Genomic DNA, 25,363 nt, shown 5'->3' with positions numbered 1-25,363 from the left:
CGACCATGCCACTCAAGGCGTCATCATGATCGTTAAAAGCCGGTGCACGAGGCACCGGCCAAAATCTCGAGCGTCGATCGGCTGCGACATCGCGCCGCAGCCGAATCGCGTGGCGACATGATAACAAGCCAAGCGCTACGATTTAAGTCGTAGATGTCGCCTTTGACGATCAGGTCGCGTTGGACAGCAGCATTTCGCGAATTTTTCCGATCGCCCGGGTGGGGTTCAACCCCTTGGGGCAGACCGCGACGCAGTTCATGATGCCGCGGCACCGGAACAGACTGAACGGGTCTTCCAGCTCGGCAAGACGCGCCTGGGTGGCGTTGTCGCGGGAATCGGCCAGGAAGCGGTAAGCCTGCAGCAGGCCGGCGGGACCGACGAACTTGTCAGGGTTCCACCAGAACGACGGGCAGGAGGTCGAACAGCAGGCGCAAAGAATGCACTCGTACAGCCCATCCAGCTTGTCACGCTCTTCCGGAGACTGAAGACGCTCGATGGCGGGCGCCGCGGAGTCGTTCTGCAGATACGGCTGCATGCGCTCGTACTGCTTGTAGAACAGCCCCATGTCGACCACCAGGTCGCGCATGACGGGCAAGCCCGGCAGCGGCCGCAGCACCAATTTATTGGCCTTGACCACGGCCGACAGCGGCGTAATACAGGCCAGGCCATTGGTACCGTTCATGTTCATGCCGTCGGAGCCGCAGACACCTTCCCGGCAACTGCGACGAAACGCCATCGAACTGTCCTGGTCCTTGATCATGGTCAGGATGTTGAGAACCATCAGATCGCGACCTTGAGTGTCGATCTGAAATTCCTGCATGTACGGCGCGGAATCGGTCTCAGGGTTGTAGCGATAGACGGAAACCTGAAGATTGGACATCGTTGACAACCCCCCTTAGTAGGTACGGATTTTCGGCTCGAAGGTATCGACCGTCTTGGGCGTGAAGTTGACTTCCCGCTTGGTCACGGTCTTGTCGCCCGGATGGAAGAGCGAATGCTTGAGCCAGTTGACGTCGTCGCGATCGGGATAGTCGTAGCGGGAGTGAGCGCCACGACTCTCTTTGCGCTCCAGCGCCGCGACCGCGGTGGCTTCGGCCACTTCCAGCAGATTGTCGAGCTCGAGAGCCTCGACACGCGCGGTGTTGAAGACGTCGGACTTGTCGCCCAGGTGCGCCTGACCGATACGCTCGCGCAGCTCCGCCAGCTTCTTGACGCCTTCCTGCATGTTGTCTTCCTGACGGAAGACGCCGAAGGCGTTCTGCATGGTGTTCTGAAGCTCCGTCTTGAGCTCGGAGACCGACTCGCCGCCACTGGACTCGTTCCAGCGCGCCAGGCGACTCGTGGCCCGATCGATATCCGAGGCGGAGGCGTCGAGATAGTCGATCCCTTCGCTGAGCGCCTTGTCGATATAGATACCAGCGGCACGACCGAACACCACCAGATCGAGCAGCGAGTTGCCGCCCAGGCGGTTGGCACCGTGCACCGAGACGCAGGCGGCTTCGCCACAGGCGAACAGACCGTTGACGATCTGATCGTTGCCGTCGCCATCCTGGGTGATGGCCTGGCCGTGCACATTGGTCGGAATCCCGCCCATCATGTAATGACAGGTCGGGGTGACCGGAATCGGCTCCTTGACCGGATCCACGTGAGCGAAGGTCTTGGAGAGCTCGACGATACCCGGCAGGCGCTTCATCAGCACCTCTTCACCCAGATGGTCGAGCTTCAACATGACGTGATCGCCGTTCTCGCCGCAGCCACGCCCCTCCAGCACTTCCATGACCATGGAGCGCGCCACCACATCGCGACCCGCGAGATCCTTGGCGTTGGGCGCATAGCGCTCCATGAAACGCTCGCCGTCCTTGTTGATCAGGTAACCGCCTTCGCCACGGCAGCCTTCCGTCACCAGGGTTCCCGCACCGTAGATCCCGGTCGGGTGGAACTGCCACATTTCCATGTCCTGCATCGGGAAGCCGGCGCGCAGCGCCATGCCAATACCGTCACCGGTATTGATCAGGGCGTTGGTAGTCGAGGCAAAGATACGCCCCGCACCGCCGGTCGCCAGCACCGTCGCCTTGGATTTGACGTGCACGACTTCGCCGGTTTCGATGCACAGTGCGATGCACCCTACGACGTCGCCGTTGGCGTTTTTCACCAGGTCGATGGCGTACCATTCGTCCAGGAAGACGGTGTTGTTTTTCAGGTTGTTCTGATAAAGCGTGTGTAGCAGCGCATGGCCGGTACGGTCGGCCGCCGCACAGGTGCGAGCCGCCTGGCCGCCCTTGCCGAAATCCTTGGACTGGCCGCCGAACGGACGCTGATAGATACGGCCGTTATCGAAGCGCGAAAACGGCAGCCCCATGTGCTCGAGCTCGAATACGGCCTTGGGGCCTTCGGAGCAGAGATATTCGGCGGCGTCCTGGTCGGCGATATAGTCGCCGCCCTTGACGGTGTCGTACATGTGCCAGCGCCAGTCGTCATCGGGATCGGCCGAGCCGATGGCGCACGTGATGCCGCCCTGCGCGGAAACCGTATGTGAACGGGTCGGGAACACCTTGGACAGGACCGCGGTCTTCTTGCCGGACTTGGCCAGCTCGAGCGCCGCTCGCAGACCGGAACCACCACCACCGATGATGATGGCGTCGAATGTCAGGTTACGCATGGTAGACATGGATCAGGCTCCCCAGAGGACTTGAACGCCCCACACCAGAAAAACGAAGATGGCGAGAATCACGACGGCCTGAAAGCCGAAGCGAACGCCGGTGTGCTTGAGATAGTCGGTGGAAACCGTCCACAGGCCGACCCAGGCGTGAGCCGCCATGGAAATGAAGGCCAACAAGGAGAAGATACGCATCCAGGTCTGCGCGAACAGACCACTCCAGGTGGCGTAATCCAGGTTGGGATGGAACAACAGATAGGCCACGACGAACAGCGCGTAGAGCGCCAGAACGACGGCAGACACTCGCTGGATGAGCCAGTCTGAAAGCCCGCTGCGACCCAGATTCGTGATATTGGTTACCATACCCAGACTCCCGCCAGAACCACCAAGACAGCACTGATCACGACCGTGATCTGCGCCTTGCGATTGCCACCCTCAAGATCGACACCGTAGCCGGTATCCATGAGCAGGTGCTTGATTCCCGCGACAAAATGAAAACCGAGCGCCGATAGCAGGCCCCAGGCGATCAGTTTCGCCAGCACATTGTTCGCCAGCGCGTCGCGCACCGATTCGAACCCCTCGGGGGAGGACAGCGATGCGTCCAGCGCCCAGAAGCCGAAAATCAGGCCGACGAACAGAATGACGCCGGTAATGCGATGTGCGATCGAGGTGAGTGCGGGAAGTGGAAAATGGATGGTGGATAGGTCGAGGTTTACTGGACGTTTGCTATTCACGGCTCTTAAACACTCTCTTAACCCTGAAGGGTTATGCCCGTTCAGGGGCGGTGGTTTTTAGAAGCAGGATCACGGTCGCAAAAGCAGTTCCGATGCGGCCCAAACCGGCTGACGATGCCAAATCGTGCGGTAGCAGATTATAGGGTTTGGGTAACCGTATGACAAATCGCCTCACGACGCGAAACCGGCCAAAAAGCCGCGAAACCCTCTCCGGCACGCCCTCCAGGTTGTCGACAGTCGATTCAAATTCTTTCGTTACTGTCAGCCTGCCCCACTCAATGGGTATGATGACGACTCGACCCGCCGGCCAATGTACCCCTTTCGCGCAAGCCCTGACGCCACCAGCCTTTCGCAAACGGGGAACAGCGCCGCAGCCACGGCATCACGAGGATTTGGGCGAATTGACAATCCCTTGCGGAAATCTATAGTGGGCGAACTATTTTTTGTCCGCACGGCAGTAAAGACAAAGGCTTATGTCACGATAAAGGAGGCCATCATGGCTGACAGAAAAGCGAAATTATCGGTCGATGGTGTCGACAATGCCATTGAGCTACCGGTTTATCCCGGCACCATTGGCCCCGACGTCATCGACGTCCGCAGCCTGACCGCAGAAGGCCTGTTCACTTACGACCCCGGCTTCGTTGCTACTGCCTCGTGCGAGTCCGGCATTACCTATATCGATGGCGCTGCCGGCATGCTGCTTCACCGCGGCTATCCGATCGATCAACTGGCGGAAAACTCCGACTACGTCGAGCTCTGTTACCTGTTGATGTTTGGCGAGCTGCCCTCCGACGAGGAGTACGAGACATTCAGTAGCACGATTGCTCGCCACACCATGGTTCACGAGCAGATCGTCAACTTCTACAAGGGCTTCCGCCGTGACGCGCACCCGATGGCCGTTCTCTGCGGCGTCGTCGGTGGCCTGGCCGCCTTCTATCACGACAATCTCGATATCACGCAGGCCGATCAACGCCATGTCAGCGCCATCCGCCTGATTGCCAAGATGCCGACCCTGGCCGCGATGTGCCACAAGTACAATATCGGCCAGCCGTTCATGTATCCGCGCAATGACCTCAATTACTCGGAAAATTTCCTGCACATGATGTTCGGCAATCCGTGCGAGAACTACGAGGTCAACCCGGTCATCGCCAAGGCCATGGATCGAATCTTCATGCTCCATGCCGACCACGAACAGAACGCGTCGACATCCACCGTACGCATGGCGGGCTCCACCGGCGCCAACCCCTTCGCCTGCATCAGCGCCGGCATCGCCGCCCTCTGGGGTCCAGCCCACGGTGGCGCCAACGAAGCGGTACTGGCGATGCTGGACGAGATCGGCGACGACTCGGAAGAGAACATTCAGCGCTTCATCGACAAGGCCAAGGACAAGGATGACCCGTTCAAGCTGATGGGCTTTGGTCACCGGGTCTATCGCAACTTCGACCCGCGCGCCAATGTGATGAAGGAAACCTGCGACGAGGTGCTGGGTGAACTGGGCCTGGGTAACGACCCGCAGCTACAGATCGCCAAACGGCTCGAGCAGATCGCGCTGGAGGATGAATACTTCATCGAACGCAAGCTCTACCCCAACGTCGATTTCTACTCGGGCATCATTCTCAAGGCCATCGGCATCCCGACCAACATGTTCACCGTCATTTTCGCGATGGCGCGGACCGTCGGCTGGATCTCTCACTGGAACGAAATGATCACCAACGGCTACCGTATCAGCCGGCCTCGCCAGCTCTATACAGGCCATGACAAGCGCGATTACCCGCAGAAGTAGGTCTGCCCGGCGCGATGCCGACCTCCGAAACCGCCGACACCCGTCGGCGGTTTTTTTGTGCCTGACTAGCGACGCGGAAGATTTCCACACTTCCTGTGGATAAGCCTGTTAAAAACCCTTCGATAATGTCACGAAACCGCCTCCAGAGGCGCCTCGGCAACAGATTGTCTAATTTTTAACCAATGCTAAATGTTTGATTTACATAGTTTTTATTTTACACGTACGGTTTTTCAGCGAGTTAGAAGCATCACAAGGAAAGAGAAAGCAAGCGGTGGAAAAGCGCGACGAATGTCAAGCGTCGTGAGCACCGAACAGAAAGGTTATCAACAACCACGCGAGTGGGTGGATATCGATATCAGAGAGGGATAAAGGGGAAGAAGATGGCGTCCCATAGGGGGTTCGAACCCCTGTTACCGCCGTGAAAGGGCGGTGTCCTGGACCACTAGACGAATGGGACGCTGAAAACAGCCCGAAAGCCGGTTCTTTGGTGGAGCCTAGCGGGATCGAACCGCTGACCTCAACACTGCCAGTGTTGCGCTCTCCCAGCTGAGCTAAGGCCCCGTTCCAAGAACGGGGCGAAATATACGGTCATCTCACTGATAAGTCAACGCTTTAACGCGAAGAAATTGCGACTGCAGGGCTAGCGTCGTCGCCCTCCTGCCTCAGAGTTCGCGATACGCCTTTTCCAGCCGCTTGGCCTGCTTCTTGGACACACCGCCCAGCACTTCGATGGCATGCCGAAGACGAGCCCGAGTCATGTCCGAACCGAGAATTTCCATGGCATCGAGCACCGAGGTCGAATGAGCGCTGCCCGTGACAGCGACGAATACCGGCGCGAGAAAAGCCTTCATCTTCAGCTCGAAGTGCTCGGCGAGACGCTTGACCTGAGCCAGCAGCTCCTCTTTTTCCCAACGCGTCACGGACTCCAGGCGCCAGACCAGGAATTGCAGCAATGCCAGCAGGGTATCGCGCTCGAGGTTGATATCGGCGAAGCTAGCCTCACGAACGTCAGGCAGGCCCGCAAAGAAATGTCCGGCCAGCGGCATGGCATCCGACAGCGTCGAGATCCGCGGGCGGATTTGCGGCAGAATCTGGCCGACATAGGCCTCGTTGAAAGCCCAGTCACGCAACGCCTTCAGCAATGCCTCGTCATCGAGATCTTCGCGGATGTAGACGCCGTTGAGCCAGGTCAGCTTGTCGAGATCGAATACCGGGCCGCCCAGCGAGACCCGCTGGATATCGAAATTCGCCATCATTTCATCGAGCCCGAATTTTTCCCGCTCGTCCGGCATCGACCATCCCATTCGCCCCAGGTAGTTGGTCACGGCCTGCGGCAGGAACCCCATGCGACGGTAGTAGTTGATCGACGTCGGGTTCTTGCGCTTGGAAAGCTTCGATTTGTCCGGGTTGCGAAGCAACGGCATATGGCACAGTCGCGGCATGGGCCAGCCGAAATATTCGTAGAGCAACTGATGCTTGGGTGCGGAGTTGATCCACTCCTCGCCTCTCAGCACATGACTGATGCCCATCAGGTGGTCGTCAACCACGTTCGCCAGATGGTAGGTCGGCATCCCGTCGGACTTCATCAGGATCTGCGCATCAACCTGTGCCCAGTCCACCTCGATTCGACCGCGAAGCATGTCGTCGACTTCACACACACCTTCGGAAGGTACATTCATCCGGATGACATAGGGAAAACCTTCGGCCTCTCTACGCTGTTGCTCTTCCGGTTCCAGCGCCAGATCCTGAGGCTTCAACGCCAGATGGAGCCCCGCGGCCTTGCGTGAATCCCGCAGCGCATCGAGCTCCTCGCTGGTGCGATAGCACTTGAACGCATGGCCCAGTTCGAGCAGACGATCGGCATGCTCGGCATAGATATCGCCGCGCTCGCTTTGCCGATAGGGACCGTGGGGGCCGCCGACATCCGGGCCTTCGTCCCAATCCAGCCCCAGCCAGCGCAGCGAATCGAGAATCATCTGCTCCGACTCGGCAGTGGAACGCTGGCGATCCGTGTCCTCGATGCGCAGGATGAATTGCCCGCCATGCTGACGAGCAAAGCAGAGATTGAAGAGGGCGATATAAGCCGTGCCGACGTGCGGATCGCCGGTGGGCGAAGGCGCAATACGCGTGCGTACCGTCATGTAATCCATTCCGTTGATGAACGAGCCGCCACATTATACGCTCCCAAAGCGATGGGCTGCAGCGCCCGACCAGCTCTCTTCCAGGCTTTTCGGTGGTGTCGCTGCAGATGACGAACTACGCTCAAGCAGTCGGCCACGGCTCAGCGACGCTGATCGTCTGTCCGATAACGTACTCGGAAAACCTCGATTCTCTTCAACGACACGATTTCCCACGAGATTTCGGAACGACAGGGTCGTAACCCGAAACATACTTCGGCAGCGAGTGGATATCCTCACTGCACCAATTACGCAGGCGAGATTCATGGATGGACGGGTTAGGACCACGAATCAAACAACTCCGCCTTCAGGCCGGCATGAGCAAGGCCGCGCTTGCAAGACGGGTGGGCGTCTCTGACGTCACGATTTCCTATTGGGAATCAGGCACCATCAAGCAGATCGGTCATGAGCGCCTGGTCGCGCTGACCTCGGCGCTGAACTGCTCGATCAAACAGCTGCTCGATGATGACTCGTTGAATGCCATATCGGCCACTTCTCGGACGTCGAGCACCGCCGTGCTCAGTCTTCAGGCGCACCTTGGCGTGCCTTGGGAACAGCAGGAAACCGAAACAGGCGGGCTGTCTACCCTGCAGATGCTGACTCGGGATTGCCATCTGGTGACGCCGGCAGAGAACGAGTCATTCGATTTTCTGTTCGAGGGAGACTTGGCTGCGATCGCGACTTGCGACAGGTTCCAGCAGGATGGCTTGTATCTACTGGAGCGCGAAGGCTTGCTGCAGATCCAGTACCTGGAACACCTCGCCTCCGGCCGAATGCGCGTCAGCGGCGAGCAACTTCAGGGTGTGACCGTCGAGAGCGTTCGCCACCCACCCTTTCGTATCGTCGGTTATGTCAGAGCCCGCTGGTGTCGCCAGTAGTCGACCAATACGCGGGCGATCGGATTCAGCCATGACGCTGCTGTTGGCGATAGGCGAAAAAGAACACGATCAGGCCACCCGCCGCCGTGGCCGCCCCCACATAACCGGTAATGGTCCAGCCGAAGCCAGCCCCGATGGCAATTCCGCCCAACCATGGCCCCAGCGCATTCGCCACATTGAAGGCCGCGTGATTGGAAGCGGCGGCCAGCGTCTGCGCATCCGCGGCCACGTCCATCAAGCGCGTCTGCAGTGCCGGAGACAGTGACACCATGGTGCCGATCGCCACGCAGATCAGCAGTACCGACCAGAGAGACTGCGCGGCGAGCGGGAACAGCAGCAAGATCGCAATGCACCACACCAGCAGCCAGCCGACCCCCTTGAGCTGCATACGATCATAGAGCTTGCCGCCGACGATGTTGCCGATGATGGCACCCGCGCCGAACGCCGCCTGGGCAACGGGTATCCAGTAAGGCGACACCTGAGTCACGTTGATCAGCACCGGAGCCAGGTAGCTGAACACGCAGAACATGCCGGCGAAACCGATCGCCCCCACCCCCAAGGTCAGCCAGACCTGAGAACGCTTGAGCGCCGTCAGTTCCTGCGCGGGACTGTTGCGTTTCTCCTGCCGGTTCAACGGCAGGTAAATGAACACTAGAATCACGGTCAGAATGGCGATACCGCCGACCATCGCGAAGGCCAATCGCCAACTCAGCAGTTGACTCAACCAGGTGGCGAAGGGATTGCCCACCAGCATGGCGATGGTCAAGCCCGACATGACACGGCTGACGGCCTGCGCCCGCTTGTGCGAAGGAACGAGCGACGCCGCGACCAGAGAGGCCACGCCGAAATAGGCACCGTGCGGTAACCCCGAGATGAAACGGAAGACCATCAAGGTGTGATAGTCAGGGGCGAAAGCGCTGGCAATATTGCCCAACGCGAAAAATGCCATCAGCATCAGCAGGAGGTGACGCCGGTAGAAATGCGATCCCATGACCGCTATCAACGGTGCGCCGACTACCACACCCAGCGCATAGGCACTGATGACGTTACCGACCTGCGGCTCCGAAATGTTCAGCGCTTCGGCGACATTGGGCATCAGCCCCATGATGGTGAATTCGCCAACCCCGATGGCGAACCCACCCACGGCCAGCGCCAGCTCGATCAGTAACGCATATCGCCGCGAAGGCTTCGCAGCAGTGGACCCGGACGCATTGGCCACGAAACCCTCCTACTTTAGTCTAATACCGTAAAAGTCGTCATTATTCACACCTCGCCAGCGAATGGAACCATTGAGACCACTTCTTTTGGCCGCTTTCCCTCTGCGCTCGGCAATCGACGCCACAGGAAAACCGGAAAAATGAACTGACGAAATGGCGGCGAACAGTGGCCGACAGCCCACCCCATGCCGATCTGCGGTATCACTGACAAACAAACGATCGTATTAAACCTTGGATTTAATATTAAAAAAGCACAATCTTAACTAATGAAAGATATCACGAGACAAGGTTGGCCTCATTGGACACCGTTAGCTGCCAACTCAGCCCTCCCCATCAAGCCGACAAGCAGAACGAAACTCGAAACCTTCGAAATAAATCATTAAAAACAATAATTTATCTGATAACATCCGCACCGATACCGTCACTAGGCAGTCAAAAAAGCCAAAAAACATTCATCATGCAAAATAGACGCGGCCCTATACCAACTACGCATCTATCGGCATATTGAGCTATGTTAACCTTAACATGACCGTATCATGATCGAGACGTACCGCGTCATTTCATAACATCAAAAAAATTTATGACAGGCTTATGGCAACCGACAGTATTACTCATGATCACGTGGTAAACGCCATGTCCGACTGGCTCCGCGTCAATGGCTATCAGTGCGGCAGCAGCCGCCTGGGTACACGCTCGCAAATCGACCTCGAAGCCACCCCGGTATTTGGACAGCGTCGGCTGATCGTCGACTGTCGCGGAGAAGACAGCCATCGCGAGGGCCACGATCCCTGGATGGAGATTACGCAGGCATTCTTCTATCTCATCCAGGACACCGAAATACCCGATGGGTCGACTCGGGTCTCATTGGCACTACCCGACACGACAGAATTTCGTCGCCGGATGGCGGGAATGAAAGACTTCTGCCTGCGTCAGGGCATTACGATATTCTGGGTCGCGAAAACCGGCCGTGTCAGGCAGTGGGCCGAAGATGCCTGGTTTGCCGAGGGCATCAGGGCCCTGCCCTAGCAGGACGCGATCACGAACCAGCACCGACTTTCAAGCTTGATTTCCATGGTCAAGGAACTTTTCGGGCACCGGCTGCTCTCAGTAAGCAAGAGATTCGACACAGCAGTTGCTATGCGGTTTCTCGAGCTCACTGTAATGATCGTTATCGCCGCGCTCTGCGCGGCGTTTTTTTGTCTGGACGTTAGCGCCCTATTCCCTCTCTTTTGACCTATCCCGTTGCTGCCCACGGTCAGCCCCCGCCAAAGGCCAATGGCGAACGCGGGACCAATCCGTTACTGTCTCGCGATCGCCGATGCCACGAATTTGGCGCCCCAGAATAACGACATCGATAGCTCGATGAAGATTCGATATTTCGCTGAAGACACCGTACGGATCCTTGCCCATGCACCCTTTTGCCATTTCCGCCTGCACGACTTCTATCTCCCTGACCAAGCTCGTCAAACGGGTCTGCCGAACGATGCCTCTGCTGGCAGTCATGCTCGTCACGCCCGTGCACGCCGCCCCTCAGGGCAAGGTCGACTGCATCGCGCCAGCCCAACCGGGAGGTGGCTGGGACTTCACTTGCCGTTCCGTGGCCAGGGCATTGCAGGAGCTATCGATGATTCCTGCCGCAATGCAGACGATCAACGTGCCCGGCGCCAGCGGCGGCGTTGCTTTCAGTCACGTACAGGCGAAGCGGTCCGGCGATGATGACCTGATCGTGGCGGCATCGACCGCCACGACCACACAACTGGCATTGGGCAACTATCCCGATGGCGATGCCGACCAGGTCCGCTGGGTGGCGACCCTGGGCGCTGACTATGGCGTCATCGCCGTTCCCGCCGACTCTCCTTATCAGTCACTGCCGCAGCTTCTGGATGACCTCAAGGCTGATCCCGGCAGCGTGACGTTCTCCGGGGGCGATGTCGCCGGCGGCTTCGATCATATCAAGGTGCTGATGGCGGCCCGTAAAGCGGGCGTTACCCACATTCGCGACATCAAGTACCTGGCCTTCGATTCCGGATCGGTCGCAATCAGCCAGTTGCTGGGCGGGCATATCGATGCGTTTACCGGCGATCTCAGCGAAGCCAAGAGTTTCGTCGACAGCGGGGATTTGCGCGTTCTGGCGATCTTCGCCGAGGAGCGCCTGCCCGGCAATCTGGCAGACATCCCGACCGCGAGAGAGCAAGGTATCGATGTGGTTGCCCCCAACTGGCGAGGCTTCTACACGCCAGCGGGCGCTTCTCAGAAAAGTTACGACTGGTGGAAACGGACCCTGGACGAGCTCTACACGTCGCCGCAGTGGAAGCAGATCATGACGCAAAGCGGGCTACTGCCGTTCCACAAATCAGGCGACGACCTGGATCGTTTCGTCGACCAGCAGATCACTGACATCCGGGAGATCGGCAGCGAGCTGGGCATGCTTCGCTAGCGCCCCACTTTCCCGTCCGTTTGGGAGACGCGGCAACCGCCATGGTAGACTGACACGGTTGCCGCGCACTGGAGAGAGCGCCTGAATGTCCTTGTTTCTTCTGGTCTTCGCCGTCTGCCTGCTGGTCAGCCTGGCCACCGTGGCAGCGTTGATGCTGTCGCGAACGCCGCGCTATCGCACCCAGGCACAGGATCTACTGGATCTCTTCGACGCCGTGCTCGATAACCGTGCCAGCGAAGCGCGCTGGAATACGCTGATCGGTTATCCGATCCGCCACGATGCCTTCCTGGAAAATCTGCGTCGGCGGAGCCAGTATCTGATGGAAACCCACGGTCGCCCATGGCAAGCCGCTCAGGGAGGATCGCTCTTTTCCCGCAGCGGCCGTGAAGAGATTGCCGCGCTGCGTGATCATCTGGCCACTCATCAGGCGCTCGAAGGGCGCGAATACCGTGCCTGATCCGGGTCGGCCGAGGCAGGGCGCATGACCGACACGATTCGGCTGGCGCCGCTCGATAATGCCATTCAGCATCACCATCACGACTATCATCAGATCGTGATCGGTCTCTCTGGCTATGCGGAATTCGAGATTGCCGGACAAAGCGGGATCGTGGCTCCACTCTCCGGCTGTCTGGTACCGGCCAATATCGAACACTATTACGAAGGGATCGGCGACAATCGGCAGCTGATCATCGATCTACCGGACGACGCCAGTGCCTTGACCGGCATGCATCGCCGATCGAGAAGCCTGTTCGATCGCCCGGGCTATTTTTCGCTGGACGAGTCGCTGCAGCACTATCTCCAGTTTCTGATCCAGGAGATGACTCGGGCCAATCACGCCTCAGGGGATCTGCTGGTCACGACGCTGCTCAGTTCGCTACATGCGCGTCTTGGCGCCACGCTGTGTCCGCCGACTCTGACCAAGCGATCCGGTCGGTCTCTGGATATTCCACGACTCGAGCAGTTCGTTATCGCGAGGCTGGATCGACGCCTCAGCGTATCCGATCTGGCCAACCTCGCCTGCCTCAGCGAGGCGCACTTCGCCGAGCGCTTTCGTGATCAGACGGGAATTACGCCTTATCAGTTCGTGATGCGACTGCGATTGACTCGAGTCCGTGAACTGACGACGTCCACCGACATGCCGCTGGCTGATATCGCGGAACGTACCGGGTTTGCCAACCAGAGCGCGCTGAGCCACGCCTTCAGGCGCCACTATGGCCACTCGCCGATGCAGCTGCGTCGTCTCTCCCGATAAGCCGTCTTTCCCGAGAAGCAGCCGCTCCTGATAAACCACTATCCCGGTAATAAACCACTATCCCGGTAATAAACCACTATCCTGTCCGTCATCCCGGTCTTTTGACAAATCTCCCCGGATAATTGGCAAGAACCCCCAGGCTGTTTCACGCTAGAGTCAGATGCCAAGACTTTCCATTTGGTGCCGGCCATCAGCGTGTTTCACGCGCAGACGCTGACACCAACGCTGAATACCCAGGGATTGAACGATGCTAAGAGCCGACCAAATGCTGGACGCTGCCACCTGGCAGACTTCGCTGGATGAACTGTTCATCCGCGTCAGCGATCATTACATCGTCGACGAAGACGCCTATCTGACCGAGCTCTGCACGTTGTTGAATGCCGGCGAGGCCGATTTTGCGCGCATTGGCGACAACACCGCGCAGCTGGTTCGCGACGTGCGCGCCATGGATACCGCTGTCGATTCCATCGATGAACTGCTTCAGCAGTACAGTCTCGACACTCAGGAAGGCGTGCTGCTGATGTGTCTGGCCGAAGCGTTGCTGCGTATTCCCGACAAGACCACCGCCGATGCACTGATCGAAGACAAGCTGGGGGTCGCCGACTGGAAGCGCTACCTGGGCCAAAGCGAGTCCTGGTTCGTCAATGCCTCGACCTGGGGCTTGCTGATGACCGGCAACGTGATCCAGCTGGACAAGCCGAGAGAAGGCAAGCCGGCCAACTTCATCAATCGCATGGTCAATCGCATGGGCGAGCCGGTCATCCGCAGCGCGATGTATCAGGCGATGAAGATCATGGGGCAGCAGTTCGTGCTGGGGCGCACGATCGACGAGGCGCTCAAACGCTCGAAGCCGCTATTCAACAAGGGCTACACCTACTCCTACGACATGCTCGGCGAGGCGGCACGCACCCGCCAGGATGCCCAGCGCTACTTCGACGACTACGCCTCGGCGATTCGTCAGGTCGGCGACACCAGCATGAAGCTGGATGCGAAAACCCCGGCGCCGTCCGTGTCGATCAAGCTTTCGGCGCTCCATCCGCGCTATGAATTCGGTCGTCGCACCCAGGTACTCGAAGAGCTCGTTGGCACCGTCAAGCAGCTCGTCGAGATGGCCCGCGAGCGCCAGGTCGCACTGACCATCGACGCCGAAGAGGTCGATCGCCTGGAGCTGTCGCTCGAAGTCTTTCGTGCCGTCTTCGAAAGCGACGTCTGCCGTGGCTGGGGCCACTTCGGACTCGTCGTGCAGGCTTACGCCAAGCGCTGCCTGCCGGTGCTGCACTACATCAATCGACTGGCCGATCAACAGGGTGACGAGATTCCGCTGCGTCTGGTCAAGGGCGCCTACTGGGATACCGAGATCAAGGAGTCGCAGAAGCTCGGCGTCGACGGCTATCCCGTCTATACCCGAAAGGCCTGCACGGATGTCGCCTACCTCGCCTGCGCCCGGTTTCTGCTCTCCGAGAACACCCGCGGCCGCATTTTCCCCCAGTTCGCGACCCACAACGCGCACACCATTACCAATATCCTGGAACTATCCAATAACGCCGGCCGTGCGTTCGAATTCCAGCGCCTGCATGGCATGGGCGAGGCGCTCTATGACGCCGCACTCAAGCGTGCCCCGCAAGGCACTTACTGTCGCATCTACGCCCCTGTCGGCGCGCACAAGGATCTTCTGCCTTACCTGGTTCGCCGGCTGCTCGAGAACGGCGCCAACTCATCCTTCGTTCATCAACTGGTCGATCCGCGCGTTCCCGTGGAATCGCTCTGCGTTCATCCGATCGCGGCGCTCAAGCCCTATCCGACCTTCGCCAATACCCGGATTCCATTGCCGCAAGATATCTATGGTCCAGCACGCAAGAACTCCAAGGGCGTCAACTTGAACATCAATAGTGAATATCAGCCGCTCATCGATCGCATGGCAGCGTTCATGGATCGGGAATACCACGCCAAGCCGCTGCTGGGCATCGATGTCGCCGACGACGATAGTCAGCGCCAGCGCGTCACCAGTCCATACGACCGTCGTCAGGCTGTGGGCAGCGTACAGTGGACGACGCGTGAGCAGACAGAGCAGGCAGTGGACATCGCCTGGCAAGCGTTCCCGCGCTGGAGCGAAACGCCGGTCGAAGCGCGCGCGGCCATCCTCGAGCGTCATGCCGATCTGATGGAAACGCATCTGGCGGAGCTAATGACACTCTGCTCCCGCGAAGGTGGCAAACTGCTCACGGACGGTGTCGACGAGATTCGCGAGGCGGTGGATTTCTGCCGCTACTACGCCGCTCGGGCAAGAGAGCTGTTCGCCGAGCCAACCGCGTTGCCCGGGCCGACCGGCGAGTCCAACGAACTGATGATGAGCGGCAAGGGGGTCTTCGCCGCGATCAGCCCGTGGAACTTCCCCGTCGCCATCTTTACCGGCCAACTGGTCGCGGCCGCCGTCGCGGGCAATACCGTGCTGGCCAAGCCCGCCGAACAGACTTCGCTGATTGCCAACCGCGTCATCGAGTTGCTCCACGAAGCCGGCATGCCACGCGATGTCGTACAGCTCCTGCCCGGCGACGGCCCGACCGTGGGCAGCGTCCTGAGCAGCGATCCTCGGATTACCGGTGTCGTCTTCACCGGCTCCACCGATACCGCACAGATCATCAACCGGGCCCTGGCCGCCAGGGATAACGCCGCCCTGCCGACGCTGATCGCAGAGACCGGCGGCATGAATGCGATGATCGTCGATTCTACTGCCCTGCCCGAGCAGGTGGTGGCAGACGTGGTTCACTCTGCCTTCCAGAGTGCCGGCCAGCGCTGCTCCGCGCTTCGCGTGCTCTATCTGCAGGAAGACATTGCCGACCGTGTCATCGAGATCCTGCGCGGGGCGATGGAGGAGCTGCGGATCGGCGATCCCCGGGATCTGGGCACCGATGTCGGTCCGGTCATCGACGAAGACGCCCGCAAGGGTCTACTCGAGCATGTCGAGACGATGAAAGCCGAGGGCCGCTTGATCGCCGAGGCCCGGCTCAATCCTGAGCAGACCGGCAACGGCACCTTCGTCGCTCCCATGGCATTTCGCATCGACGGCATCGAATCGATGCAGACCGAGCAGTTCGGCCCGTTGTTGCACATCGCCCGCTACCGTGCCGATCAGATCGATGCCGTCATCGACGCCATCAATGCCAAGGGGTTCGGGCTGACATTCGGCGTTCACAGCCGCAACGAGAACTTCACCAATCACGTCGCCAGTCGCATCCGGGTCGGCAATGTCTACGTCAACCGCGACATCATCGGTGCCGTCGTCGGCGTGCAACCCTTCGGCGGACAAGGCTTCTCGGGTACTGGCCCGAAGGCAGGCGGACCGCACTATCTGTTACGCTTCGCCACCGAAAAGACGCGCACCATCAACACGGCGGCGCTGGGAGGGAACGCCTCGCTGCTCGCCATGGGTGACGAGTGATTCCCGCTCGTCCCCGGCGACAGCAAACCGCAGGAAGCGGCTCATGGTGACAACAGTGGTTGAAAACGGTGGTTGAAAACAGTGTTTGAAAACAACGCCAATACAGGCTGCACGCGGGAACGCTCTCTGATCGTGATGCTCGACATCAGCGCTGCGGCCCGCCTGCGCCCCCATACCCGCCGGCGCCGCGTCCGGCCTAACAATTAAGAGACAGGAGACGTTTTATGGCTATTGGTGTCTGGATAAGCCTGTTTGCCTACTTTGCGCTCATGATCGCCATCGGCCTTTATGCCATGCGCACGTCCACATCCACGTCCGAAGATTACATGCTGGGTGGCCGAACCCTGAGCCCGCAGGTGGCGGCGCTATCAGCAGGCGCCTCGGACATGAGCGGCTGGCTGCTGCTGGGTCTGCCCGGAGCGATGTTCGTCTCCGGTCTGGGCTCGGCATGGATCGGTACCGGCCTGTTCGTTGGTGCCTTCTTCAACTGGCTGCTGGTCGCGCCGCGTCTTCGCGAGCAGACGGTGCACTATGGCAACGCGATCACCATTCCTGCCTTCCTGGCTAACCGGTTCCCCTCTCGGGCGATGTCGCTGAGGACGGTTTCCGCCATCGTCATCGTCATCTTTTTCGCGATCTATACGGCGTCGGGGCTGGTGGCAGGCGGCAAGCTCTTCGAGAGCGCGTTTTCCGGCGTCATCAATCTTGGCGGTCTGAGCGATTACGCGGCCGGCGTCGTCATCACGCTCGGCGTGGTGCTGGCCTATACCGTCGTCGGCGGTTTCCTGGCAGTGAGCATGACCGACTTTGTCCAGGGCTGCATCATGATGCTGGCTCTGGTGATCATGCCGGCGGTCGTCATCTTCGGGGACGGGGGCGGCGGTTTCTCGCAGGCCTCCCAGACGCTGAATGAAGTCGACCCGACGCTGCTGTCGTGGACGGACGGCCTGACCTTCATTGGATGGCTTTCGGCGGTGACCTGGGGACTGGGTTATTTCGGGCAGCCGCACATCATCGTGCGCTTCATGGCAATTCGATCGCTGAAAGACGTTCCCGTGGCTCGCAACATCGGCATGAGCTGGATGCTCATCTCTCTGATCGGCGCGATCTCCCTAGGCATATTCGGCCGCGCCTATGCGATCCGCAACGGGATGGAGGTCCAGGACCCGGAAACGATCTTCATCATCCTCGCGAACCTGCTGTTTCATCCGCTAATCACCGGCTTCCTCTATGCGGCGCTGCTCGCTGCGATCATGAGCACCATATCCAGTCAGCTTCTGGTGGCATCTTCGTCACTGACCGAAGACTTCTATCGCCTGTTCCTGCGCAAGCAGGCCACGGAGAAGGAAACGGTCGCCGTGGGCCGGATCAGCGTCGTGCTGGTCGGCGTCGTGGCCGCCATCATTGCGTCCGATCCGAACTCTCAGGTTCTGGGCCTGGTCAGTAACGCCTGGGCAGGCTTCGGCGCGGCATTCGGCCCGCTGATCATCTTGTCCCTGATGTGGTCACGCACGAACGGCGCCGGCGCCATCGCGGGCATGGTCGTGGGCGCGCTCACTGTCATGGCGTGGATTGCGCTGGGCTGGAGCAACGAGTTCCTGGGTGGCCCCGGCGTCTACGAGATCATTCCCGGATTCATCGCCTCCTTCGTTGCCATTCTGGTGGTGAGCCGCATGACTGCCGATGCCGGTGAATATAAGCAGATCACCCGTTAAGGTAGCGCATTCAACGCGGTCGACGTCGCCAAAAGGGCTCCTTCGGGAGCCCTTTTCGATGCCACCGATTCATCCTTTCGCAGCCTGATACGACTACCGGTGGAGCTCGCGACGCTCACGAGTGCCTGGGTTCGCGAAATGCCCATACCCGCGAACCGACGTAGGTGATCAGCGGCACGGTGAGTGTGGCGATACCGATGGCCCAGAAACCGGCAATCTTCGTGGAGGCCAGCAATACTGCCAGCACTCCGTTGTTGAGCAAAAACCCCAGCACTGCCAGCGTGAAAAAGCGTCTCGCCCGCCCGCGGCGGCGGAAGGTCAGCCGCCGGTGGCCAATCAGGGATATCTGAAAGGCGACCAGAAAGCCGCACAGATTGACGACGAATTCCGACAGGGTCGGCCACGAGGCGCTGAGGATGGCCGCCACCCCGAGATGAGATGCCGTCGCCACCCCACCTACCAGTCCAAACCGCGCCGCGGTCTTGGCCTCTCGTTTGAGTCGCCGTTTCATGAAGCGTCGGGCGCGGTGGCTATCGAGCCATCCCCGTCCCTTTTCCGGCCTTCCGCGCCCCCTGACTCTTCGTCGGCCACACGCTCTTTCGCCACCAGACGGTCCTCGGCTACCAGACTGTCCTCGGCTACCAGACTGTCCTCGGCCACCAGATAAAGTGGCCGCTGCTTGGTTTCGATGAATAATCTTCCCACGTACTCCCCCAGTATGCCGACCGACAGCAGCTGCATGCCGCCGAAGAACAGGACCGCCGTCATCAGCGACGCGTAGCCGGGTACGTCGTTGCCGACAACGATCACCCTGCCGACCAGAAGCAGAATGTAGAGAAAGGCCAACCCCGCGATGACGGCGCCGAAGTACATCCAGATACGCAGGGGCCAGGTCGAGAAACTGACCAGACCGTCGATAGCGAAGTTCCAGAGTTTCCAGAAGTTGAACTTGCTGGCTCCGCTCGCTCTCGCCGGCCGGTCATAATAGACGCCGATCGAACGGTATCCGGGCCAGCTGAACAGCCCCTTCATGAAGCGGTTGCGCTCGGGCAGGCGCTTGATCGCCTCGACGACGCGGCGATCCAACAGCCGGAAGTCTCCCGCGTTGCTGGGAATATGCGTCTCCGCCAACCGGTTGAAGAAACGATAGAAGAGCCCCGCGGAGGTGCGTTTCGCCTGGGTGTCCTCATCCCGCGACCCGCGAATGCCATAGATCATGTCGTAACCGCCATCCTGCCAGAGGCGAATGAATTCCAGAATCACCTCCGGCGGGTCCTGCAGATCGACGTCCATCGGCACCACCGCGTCGCCTCGAGCATGATCAAGGCCTGCCGTCATAGCGGCTTCCTTGCCGAAATTGCGCGTCAACGAGATCACCCGAACGCGGGGATCCAGCGATACCCTCTGCCGCAGCCTGACGAGCGTCTCGTCCGTGGAGCCGTCATCGACGAACAGAATTTCCAGCCTTGGCACGACGTCACCCAGCGCACGATCCACCGCCTCGAGGAAACGCTCGGTGGCAGCCTCCTCGTTCATGACCGGTACCACGATCGACAACATCCAGTCCCTTCGACGACTATCCACGAGCACTTCCTGCGCAATTGTGATCTTCGGCCCGACTTGCATTGGCAACCGGCGCCATCACGACTAGGTTAATCCTAGCTGCTCGTCGATGGTTGCGCACAAACAGGCGCAAACCCTGCCCCGGCATAAAAAAACGCTGTTTCAAAATTTTACTGGACATAAAAAACAGCGTTTCCTATCATGACGACGTTGTCTCATAGAATGTGAAGACCGGTAACACGGCTTCATGATGAAAGAAAAGGAGTCCTTATCATGACCAAGACCAAACTGTTCTCTGCAATGGTAGTTGCCGGCACTTGCGCATTCGGAGCCCAAGCTGCCTTCGCCTACGGCGCTGGTGATTTCTACGGCCGTCTGGGTGTTGCCAAGACCGATACCGACGACGGTTATGCCGGCGACAGCGACAAAGGTGCCTACTTGGGTCTGGGCTACATGGTCCACGACAAGATCGGTGTCGAGCTGAGCTCCATGACCGAAACCAAGGTTCACGCCGAAGGTGGGGACTTCAAGCAGGTGCCGATCAACCTGATGGCGCAGTACTATCCGCTGGGCGGGATGGATTCGCGCGTTCAGCCGTACGCTGGCGTCGGTGTCAACTACACCACGTTCTCTGACGAGAGCGGCGTCGGCAGCATCGATGACTCCTGGGGCGCCGCTGGCCAACTGGGTGTCGATCTGAACGTGACTGACAACTTCGGCTTCAACGCCTTTGCTCAGTACACCGATGTCAGCGCTGACATCAGTGGCGGCCGCGACCTGGATCTCGATCCGGTCACCGTTGGCGCCGGCGTCACGGCTCGCTTCTAAGCGAACATCGACAGGTAGTCATGACCGGGCCCCTGGGCCCGGTTTTTTGTGTCTATGGTTTAGAGAGGCTTGATTTAAATAGACGTGGTTTAGAGAAACCTGGTTCAGCGAACTCAAGACGAATGCGTCCTTCTCTCATGCTTGGGTGACGATCCGGTCGACAGCCGCCAGCTCGCGCACCACCGGCTCTCTGCGGGAAGCAGGCACGTCCTTGAGCCAGACCTCCATCGCCGGTGCAACGGCACAGCTGGCAGGTAGCGTGGCCCGAGCATCGACCAGTGCCTGCAGACGGGCCATGAAGACGTAACGCAACCACTGCGGCAGCACCATGGTGTCGACGCAAAACGGCTGCTGACTGTCGAAGGCCTGAGGATCCGGTGGCGACACCTCCCAAAGCTCGGCTTCGATCAGAGTGGTTTTCAACTCGCGCAGGGCACGAGCCAATTCATCGTGCGAACTCATTCTTTCTCCTGTTGATAGCTTGATGCGGCTCTTCAGGGTTGCTCACAGAAACGCTGAAAGAGCCTGTGGATAAACTTGGGACACCTCGTCCCGGGCGCCGCAGCCCGTACCTCAGCGAAGACTGTTCAATTTTTGGTCAAACCCTGTTCAGCGTCACTGGCGCAAGTTACAGTGCGCGCCTCGAGGAACACGGCGACCGCCTATCATGCAAACGCTGAGCGATTTTTTCACGCAGAGTGGCGCGGAACTTGCGCTGTCGACCCTGGGCCGGCGCGTGGAACCGATGCGTCAGGACACCTTCGCCGCTTTCGAACAGCAGCGCGAGCCGTGGCCAATGCCCTGGAACGGTCAGGCGCAGGTCGCATGCGCCCTGCGCTGGCCGGCCACGTTCAAGGATCCAGCGATCTGGTTTCTGTCGCTACCGCTCGATGAGCAGGGTCTGCTGGTTCCAGCCGCACGCGACGAATTCCTCGATCGCTTGCTGCAGACGTTGAGCACCCCGACCTCGGATACGCCAATCACCGATCCGTCAGTGAATAATAATGTCACTCAGGACTCGCTAGAAACGCGTAATCTGATGCAGGACAACCCGCTGGCGTTCGAACCGGAGCTGCATCAACGAGCGCTGCTGCATGCTCGCCTGTCTCGTCATTTCGGGCAACCGCCGTCGATGCATTCGGATATGGCGCGCCGCTATCTGATCGGTGACGACGCGCTAGATTGGCAGATGCTCGGACTCCAGGGATTGGCCGATCAGGTGGTCGCCAAAGAGCCGGCCGTCATCGAGGCATTGGCGAGCCGTCTGACCACCCTGCCACGTGCCATGACGCTGCCGCTCTGCTATCTGATGGAACATGGCGATACGCCGGTCGAGCTGCTTCCCGTCATGTGGCAAGCCATGGCCAACGCTCGCGAGGCCCAGGACATCGAGGCATTCTGCGCGCTGTTGAGAGCCTTGCTGGGCAGTGATTCGCCCCAGGTCGGCGAGTGGCTCGATCATATTCTCGCCGATGATGATCTCATGGCCGCCGACTGCCTTGCAGCCATCGCTGCGCGCGGCTGGCAACATCTCGAGCATGAAATTCGACTCGGACGGTTTCTGGAGCGGCTGGCAAACTGCAAGGACGCCAACTTTCGTCCTGTGGTGCGCGATTTGGCATTGATCCCTCGCCTGCGCCTGCCCATATTGATGATGCTGCGTCAGGCACCGGCGGACTCTTCCGTGGGACGGCTCGTCAGAGAATGGAACGCTTGAACCCATGAAAGCACTACCCTATCAGGCCAAGGCAGTCATCGGCCGGCGCGAGATGATCACGCTGCCGGATCTACACCTCACGCTGTGCTGCAAGGCAGACACCGGTGCGCGAACCTCGGCCTTGCATGCAGAACAGATAGAACCCTATGAAGAAGACGGCCATCCGTGGATCCGGTTCATCACTCGCTCGAGTGGTCAACAGAGCACCCACCACGAATGCCAGCTGCCGTTGCACGACCGCCGGAGAGTGAGAAGTTCCAATGGCCAGCAGGAGTGGCGCTACGTCATTCGTACGCGCCTCATCCTCGGTGGCCTGGATTTTCCCATTGAACTGACACTGACCGATCGCAGTAACATGCGTCACCCCATGCTGCTGGGAAGGCGCGCCATGCGACGCCTGCTGGTTGCCCCGGGTGCCGCATTCCTGCACGGTGAACCCTGACCGCTGTTCGCCACGCCTTCTCACTTACGCTCCGGAGCTCCCCGCGCATGCATATCGGCATCTTGTCACGCAATCGCAACCTTTACTCGACGCGCCGCTTGATCGAAGCCGCCGAGCAGCGTGGTCATAGTGTCAGAGTCGTCGACACGCTGCGCTGCTACATGAGCATTGCCTCGCATCGCCCCTCGATCCATTACAAGGGCGCCGAACTTGAGCCTTTCGACGCCATCATCCCGCGTATCGGTGCCTCGGTCACATTCTACGGCTGCGCGGTCCTGCGCCAGTTCGAGATGATGAGCACCTACGTGCTCAACGACTCGGTCGCGATCACGCGTTCACGCGATAAATTGCGCTCTCTGCAGTTGCTCTCGCGCAAGGGGCTGGGGCTGCCGGTCACTGGCTTCGCTCATTCACCCGATGACATTCCCGATCTGATCACCATGGCAAAGGGCGCACCTCTGGTGATCAAGCTGCTGGAGGGCACGCAGGGGATCGGTGTCGTACTGGCAGAAACCAACCAGGCGGCCGAATCGGTCATCCAGGCATTCATGGGCATGAAGGCGAACATCATGGTCCAGGAGTACATCAAGGAGGCCAAAGGCGCCGATATCCGCTGTTTCGTCATCGGTGACAAGGTCGTGGCATCGATGAAACGCCAGGCTGCCGAAGGCGAATTTCGCTCCAATCTGCATCGAGGCGGCACCGCCAGCGTCATCCGTATCACGCCGGAAGAACGCTCCACCGCCATTCGCGCGGCCAAGGCGATGGGGCTTGGCGTGGCAGGCGTTGATCTGCTGCGTTCCAACCATGGTCCGGTGATCATGGAGGTCAATTCTTCTCCCGGCCTGCAGGGCATCGAATCCGCCACCGGCAAGGACATCGCGGGTCAGATCGTGGAGCATCTGGAGAAAAACGCCACCCCTCCGCGTAAAGCGCCGCAGAAGCCGAAAGGCTAGTTTGAGGAAAAATTGAACAAATAGCCGGAAATACTAGATTTTTCTGCACTCAGGGGTAGCAAAACAGTGTTTCCGGCCGCACAATTTGTGTCACCTCAGGAGGTGGCCGCATATGTTTCTCGACAATCGCCAAGTGGCGATGGACAGCGTACTCGAGGCGCTGGCCGACAGTCTCGATTACTTTCAGGACAATCTCGATCGCCTGCGCCCGGCGCTGCGTAATGCCCTGAAACCCCATTACGAGGAACGTGGGGTGGCCATGCGCGAGCTACAGCAACTGGTCCGCGAGCACCTCGATATCCTGCCCCGCGATGCCGACGTCGAGCGCGACGACTATCTCTGGCTCTGGAGCCGCATCAAGAGTTTCGTAGGTAACGACAGTGCCGTGCTGCTTGGCGAGCTGCTGGAGCAGGAACGCGTGCTGATGCAGGCGCTGGGCAACGCCTTCACCCACCCGCTACCGGAAGCGCTGGAACCTACCCTGGAACGGTGCTGGAAAAACTGCCGAGCACTGATTCGCGAGATCAACAAGCTGCAGCAGCGTCAGCGCTGACCGGCAGACTACGGTCTACTGGACCGCCCTACCCCGCCAGCCTCGCCAATTCGGACTCCCTGGATCACCGGGAAACGGAGCAACCCGCTCACGGCGGTGAAAGCCGAATCGGCTCCAGAGGACCCAGAAAATAGGGTTCCCGCCCCCAGACGTAGAGATCGCCGAAGGTCGCAGCGCGGGCGAGCCACTCGCGCAGGCGAAGCCGCCATTCGCCCTCGACGCCGTCATCGGGCACCGCGCAACCGGTGGCCTCGACGCCGAGAGCGTCGGCGATGAACAGTGCCCGCGGCAGGTGCCAGCCCTGAGAAATCAGCATCAGTCGATCCGCGCCAAACACCTCCTTGGCCCGGACAACGCTGTCGAAAGTACTGAAGCCGGCATAATCGAGCGTCAGCAGAGCATCGTCCACGTTGCGATGACGCAGAGAACGCCACATGCTGATGGGCTCGTTGTAATAGCGCGTGCGGTTGTCGCCGGAAAGCAGCAGATGCCGAACACGGTGAAGCCGCAGCAGTTCTGCCGAGGCTTCCATTCTGGCCTGATAGTAAGGATTGGTGCCGCCCGCTCGCAGCCACTGAGCAGTGCCGAAGACCAGGCCCACCGGCTGTGTGGTGCACAGTGGCAGCTCGTGCTCGATGCGATCTTGGGTCTTGTGAAGTATCCACAGATTGATCGCCGCGACACCGATCACCAGCAGCAACAGGCCCGCCATCACCGCCTTGACCAGCGCTTTCAGAACCCCAAGCATGAATCGACGACACCGTTAGCGTGGGGGAAAGGTAGGCATGAGACGCTCCAGCCAGAAATCGAATGGCGAGCAGGAAACGGAATAGAAGTGTCGATCTGCATATCGCTTTCGCTTGCCCAGACGGCGTTAAAAATCGGCTGGTGCGCCAGCCCGGTCAAGATGCTCATTGACATCGCGTAAACGGGTACGCCAGCCCGGTCCGTCTGCGCCGATTTTTGCCTTGGCTACGCGCCCCGGCCTTGCCTTCGCTCGTCGACTTTTCAGACAA

23 protein-coding genes and 2 tRNA genes are annotated in these 25,363 nt (G+C 59.7%); 13 read left to right on the top strand and 12 right to left on the bottom strand.

Annotation, left to right across the window (positions count from 1 at the left end):
• Positions 1-169: 169 nt before the first annotated feature.
• From DOM36_RS10380 to sdhC, 4 genes are read right to left on the bottom strand one after another with little or no spacing between them, the layout of a single operon-like run.
• Entirely contained in the window at positions 170-880 is a 711-nt protein-coding gene (locus DOM36_RS10380) for a succinate dehydrogenase iron-sulfur subunit (protein WP_075569932.1), read from the bottom strand.
• A 15-nt stretch (positions 881-895) separates the two neighbouring features.
• Positions 896-2,668: a succinate dehydrogenase flavoprotein subunit gene (sdhA, locus tag DOM36_RS10375; RefSeq protein WP_075569933.1), complete on the bottom strand. Its 1,773-nt coding sequence runs from the start codon at positions 2,666-2,668 to the stop codon at positions 896-898.
• Positions 2,669-2,671: 3 nt separating this feature from the next.
• Complete coding sequence (gene sdhD / locus DOM36_RS10370) at positions 2,672-3,019, bottom strand: succinate dehydrogenase, hydrophobic membrane anchor protein (RefSeq protein WP_075562585.1); 348 nt, start codon at positions 3,017-3,019, stop codon at positions 2,672-2,674.
• Positions 3,013-3,390, bottom strand: coding sequence for a succinate dehydrogenase, cytochrome b556 subunit (gene sdhC, locus DOM36_RS10365; RefSeq protein ID WP_075569934.1), 378 nt, complete (start codon positions 3,388-3,390; stop codon positions 3,013-3,015). Before sdhC ends, sdhD begins: the two co-directional genes overlap by 7 nt.
• A gap of 496 nt (positions 3,391-3,886) precedes the next feature.
• Between sdhC and gltA the strand changes: the two genes are divergently transcribed.
• Positions 3,887-5,173 (top strand): citrate synthase, encoded by a 1,287-nt coding sequence (gene gltA / locus DOM36_RS10360; protein WP_110643052.1) that lies wholly within the window; start codon positions 3,887-3,889, stop codon positions 5,171-5,173.
• A 381-nt stretch (positions 5,174-5,554) separates the two neighbouring features.
• Here the strand turns inward: gltA and DOM36_RS10355 are convergent.
• The 3 genes from DOM36_RS10355 to gltX form a co-directional block, all read right to left on the bottom strand.
• Positions 5,555-5,630: transfer RNA gene (locus DOM36_RS10355), tRNA-Glu, on the bottom strand.
• A gap of 28 nt (positions 5,631-5,658) precedes the next feature.
• Positions 5,659-5,734, bottom strand: a tRNA-Ala gene (locus DOM36_RS10350).
• 101 nt (positions 5,735-5,835) lie between these two features.
• On the bottom strand, positions 5,836-7,314 hold the full coding sequence (gene gltX, locus DOM36_RS10345) for a glutamate--tRNA ligase (RefSeq protein WP_075569936.1): 1,479 nt from the start codon (positions 7,312-7,314) through the stop codon (positions 5,836-5,838).
• Positions 7,315-7,619: 305 nt separating this feature from the next.
• Here gltX and DOM36_RS10340 point away from each other — a divergent pair, with 305 nt between their 5' ends.
• On the top strand, positions 7,620-8,228 hold the full coding sequence (locus DOM36_RS10340) for a helix-turn-helix transcriptional regulator (protein ID WP_110643051.1): 609 nt from the start codon (positions 7,620-7,622) through the stop codon (positions 8,226-8,228).
• 25 nt (positions 8,229-8,253) lie between these two features.
• Here DOM36_RS10340 and DOM36_RS10335 read toward each other — a convergent pair whose 3' ends face one another.
• Entirely contained in the window at positions 8,254-9,447 is a 1,194-nt protein-coding gene (locus DOM36_RS10335; RefSeq protein WP_110643050.1) for an MFS transporter, read from the bottom strand.
• 631 nt (positions 9,448-10,078) lie between these two features.
• Between DOM36_RS10335 and DOM36_RS10330 the strand changes: the two genes are divergently transcribed.
• The 6 genes from DOM36_RS10330 (at position 10,079) to putP (ending at position 18,288) form a co-directional block, all read left to right on the top strand.
• A complete protein-coding gene (locus DOM36_RS10330) occupies positions 10,079-10,471 on the top strand; it encodes a hypothetical protein (protein WP_075569939.1) in 393 nt (130 codons plus the stop codon).
• Positions 10,472-10,853: 382 nt separating this feature from the next.
• Entirely contained in the window at positions 10,854-11,882 is a 1,029-nt protein-coding gene (locus DOM36_RS10325; RefSeq protein ID WP_232823793.1) for a tripartite tricarboxylate transporter substrate-binding protein, read from the top strand.
• Between the two features lie 85 nt (positions 11,883-11,967).
• The gene (locus DOM36_RS10320; protein ID WP_110643049.1) at positions 11,968-12,339 is read left to right on the top strand and encodes a hypothetical protein; all 372 of its coding nucleotides are present in this window, start codon (positions 11,968-11,970) and stop codon (positions 12,337-12,339) included.
• Between the two features lie 24 nt (positions 12,340-12,363).
• Positions 12,364-13,134, top strand: coding sequence for a helix-turn-helix domain-containing protein (locus DOM36_RS10315; protein ID WP_110643048.1), 771 nt, complete (start codon positions 12,364-12,366; stop codon positions 13,132-13,134).
• 247 nt (positions 13,135-13,381) lie between these two features.
• Positions 13,382-16,573: a bifunctional proline dehydrogenase/L-glutamate gamma-semialdehyde dehydrogenase PutA gene (putA, locus tag DOM36_RS10310; RefSeq protein WP_110643047.1), complete on the top strand. Its 3,192-nt coding sequence runs from the start codon at positions 13,382-13,384 to the stop codon at positions 16,571-16,573.
• Positions 16,574-16,797: 224 nt separating this feature from the next.
• The gene (gene putP, locus DOM36_RS10305) at positions 16,798-18,288 is read left to right on the top strand and encodes a sodium/proline symporter PutP (RefSeq protein WP_110643046.1); all 1,491 of its coding nucleotides are present in this window, start codon (positions 16,798-16,800) and stop codon (positions 18,286-18,288) included.
• Positions 18,289-18,403: 115 nt separating this feature from the next.
• Here the strand turns inward: putP and DOM36_RS10300 are convergent, their stop codons facing one another.
• Both DOM36_RS10300 and DOM36_RS10295 read right to left on the bottom strand, forming a co-directional pair.
• A complete protein-coding gene (locus tag DOM36_RS10300) occupies positions 18,404-18,799 on the bottom strand; it encodes a GtrA family protein (protein ID WP_075569944.1) in 396 nt (131 codons plus the stop codon).
• Entirely contained in the window at positions 18,796-19,872 is a 1,077-nt protein-coding gene (locus tag DOM36_RS10295) for a glycosyltransferase family 2 protein (RefSeq protein WP_232823792.1), read from the bottom strand. The genes DOM36_RS10300 and DOM36_RS10295 overlap by 4 nt, the downstream gene beginning before the upstream one ends.
• A 252-nt stretch (positions 19,873-20,124) precedes the next feature.
• Between DOM36_RS10295 and DOM36_RS10290 the strand changes: the two genes are divergently transcribed.
• Positions 20,125-20,679, top strand: coding sequence for an OmpW family outer membrane protein (locus tag DOM36_RS10290; RefSeq protein WP_075569946.1), 555 nt, complete (start codon positions 20,125-20,127; stop codon positions 20,677-20,679).
• 135 nt (positions 20,680-20,814) lie between these two features.
• Here the strand turns inward: DOM36_RS10290 and DOM36_RS10285 are convergent, their stop codons facing one another.
• Entirely contained in the window at positions 20,815-21,141 is a 327-nt protein-coding gene (locus DOM36_RS10285) for a YqcC family protein (protein ID WP_075569947.1), read from the bottom strand.
• A 205-nt stretch (positions 21,142-21,346) separates the two neighbouring features.
• On the opposite strand from DOM36_RS10285, the gene DOM36_RS10280 reads away from it, so the two are divergent.
• The 4 genes from DOM36_RS10280 (at position 21,347) to DOM36_RS10265 (ending at position 24,347) form a co-directional block, all read left to right on the top strand.
• Entirely contained in the window at positions 21,347-22,396 is a 1,050-nt protein-coding gene (locus tag DOM36_RS10280) for a DUF3549 family protein (RefSeq protein WP_110643044.1), read from the top strand.
• Positions 22,397-22,400: 4 nt separating this feature from the next.
• Positions 22,401-22,838 (top strand): RimK/LysX family protein, encoded by a 438-nt coding sequence (locus DOM36_RS10275; RefSeq protein ID WP_075569949.1) that lies wholly within the window; start codon positions 22,401-22,403, stop codon positions 22,836-22,838.
• Positions 22,839-22,885: 47 nt separating this feature from the next.
• Entirely contained in the window at positions 22,886-23,794 is a 909-nt protein-coding gene (gene rimK / locus DOM36_RS10270; RefSeq protein ID WP_075569950.1) for a 30S ribosomal protein S6--L-glutamate ligase, read from the top strand.
• A gap of 112 nt (positions 23,795-23,906) precedes the next feature.
• Positions 23,907-24,347, top strand: a complete 441-nt coding sequence (locus DOM36_RS10265; RefSeq protein ID WP_075569951.1) for a hypothetical protein — start codon at positions 23,907-23,909, stop codon at positions 24,345-24,347.
• Between the two features lie 88 nt (positions 24,348-24,435).
• On the opposite strand, the gene DOM36_RS10260 is transcribed toward DOM36_RS10265, so the two are convergent.
• Positions 24,436-25,095, bottom strand: a complete 660-nt coding sequence (locus tag DOM36_RS10260) for an ElyC/SanA/YdcF family protein (protein WP_110643043.1) — start codon at positions 25,093-25,095, stop codon at positions 24,436-24,438.
• Positions 25,096-25,363 lie beyond the last annotated feature (268 nt).

Origin of the sequence: Salinicola sp. CPA57, from assembly GCF_003206035.1 — a bacterium.
Taxonomy (GTDB): domain Bacteria; phylum Pseudomonadota; class Gammaproteobacteria; order Pseudomonadales; family Halomonadaceae; genus Salinicola; species Salinicola socius.
This window is presented reverse-complemented; position numbering and strand designations above follow the sequence as displayed.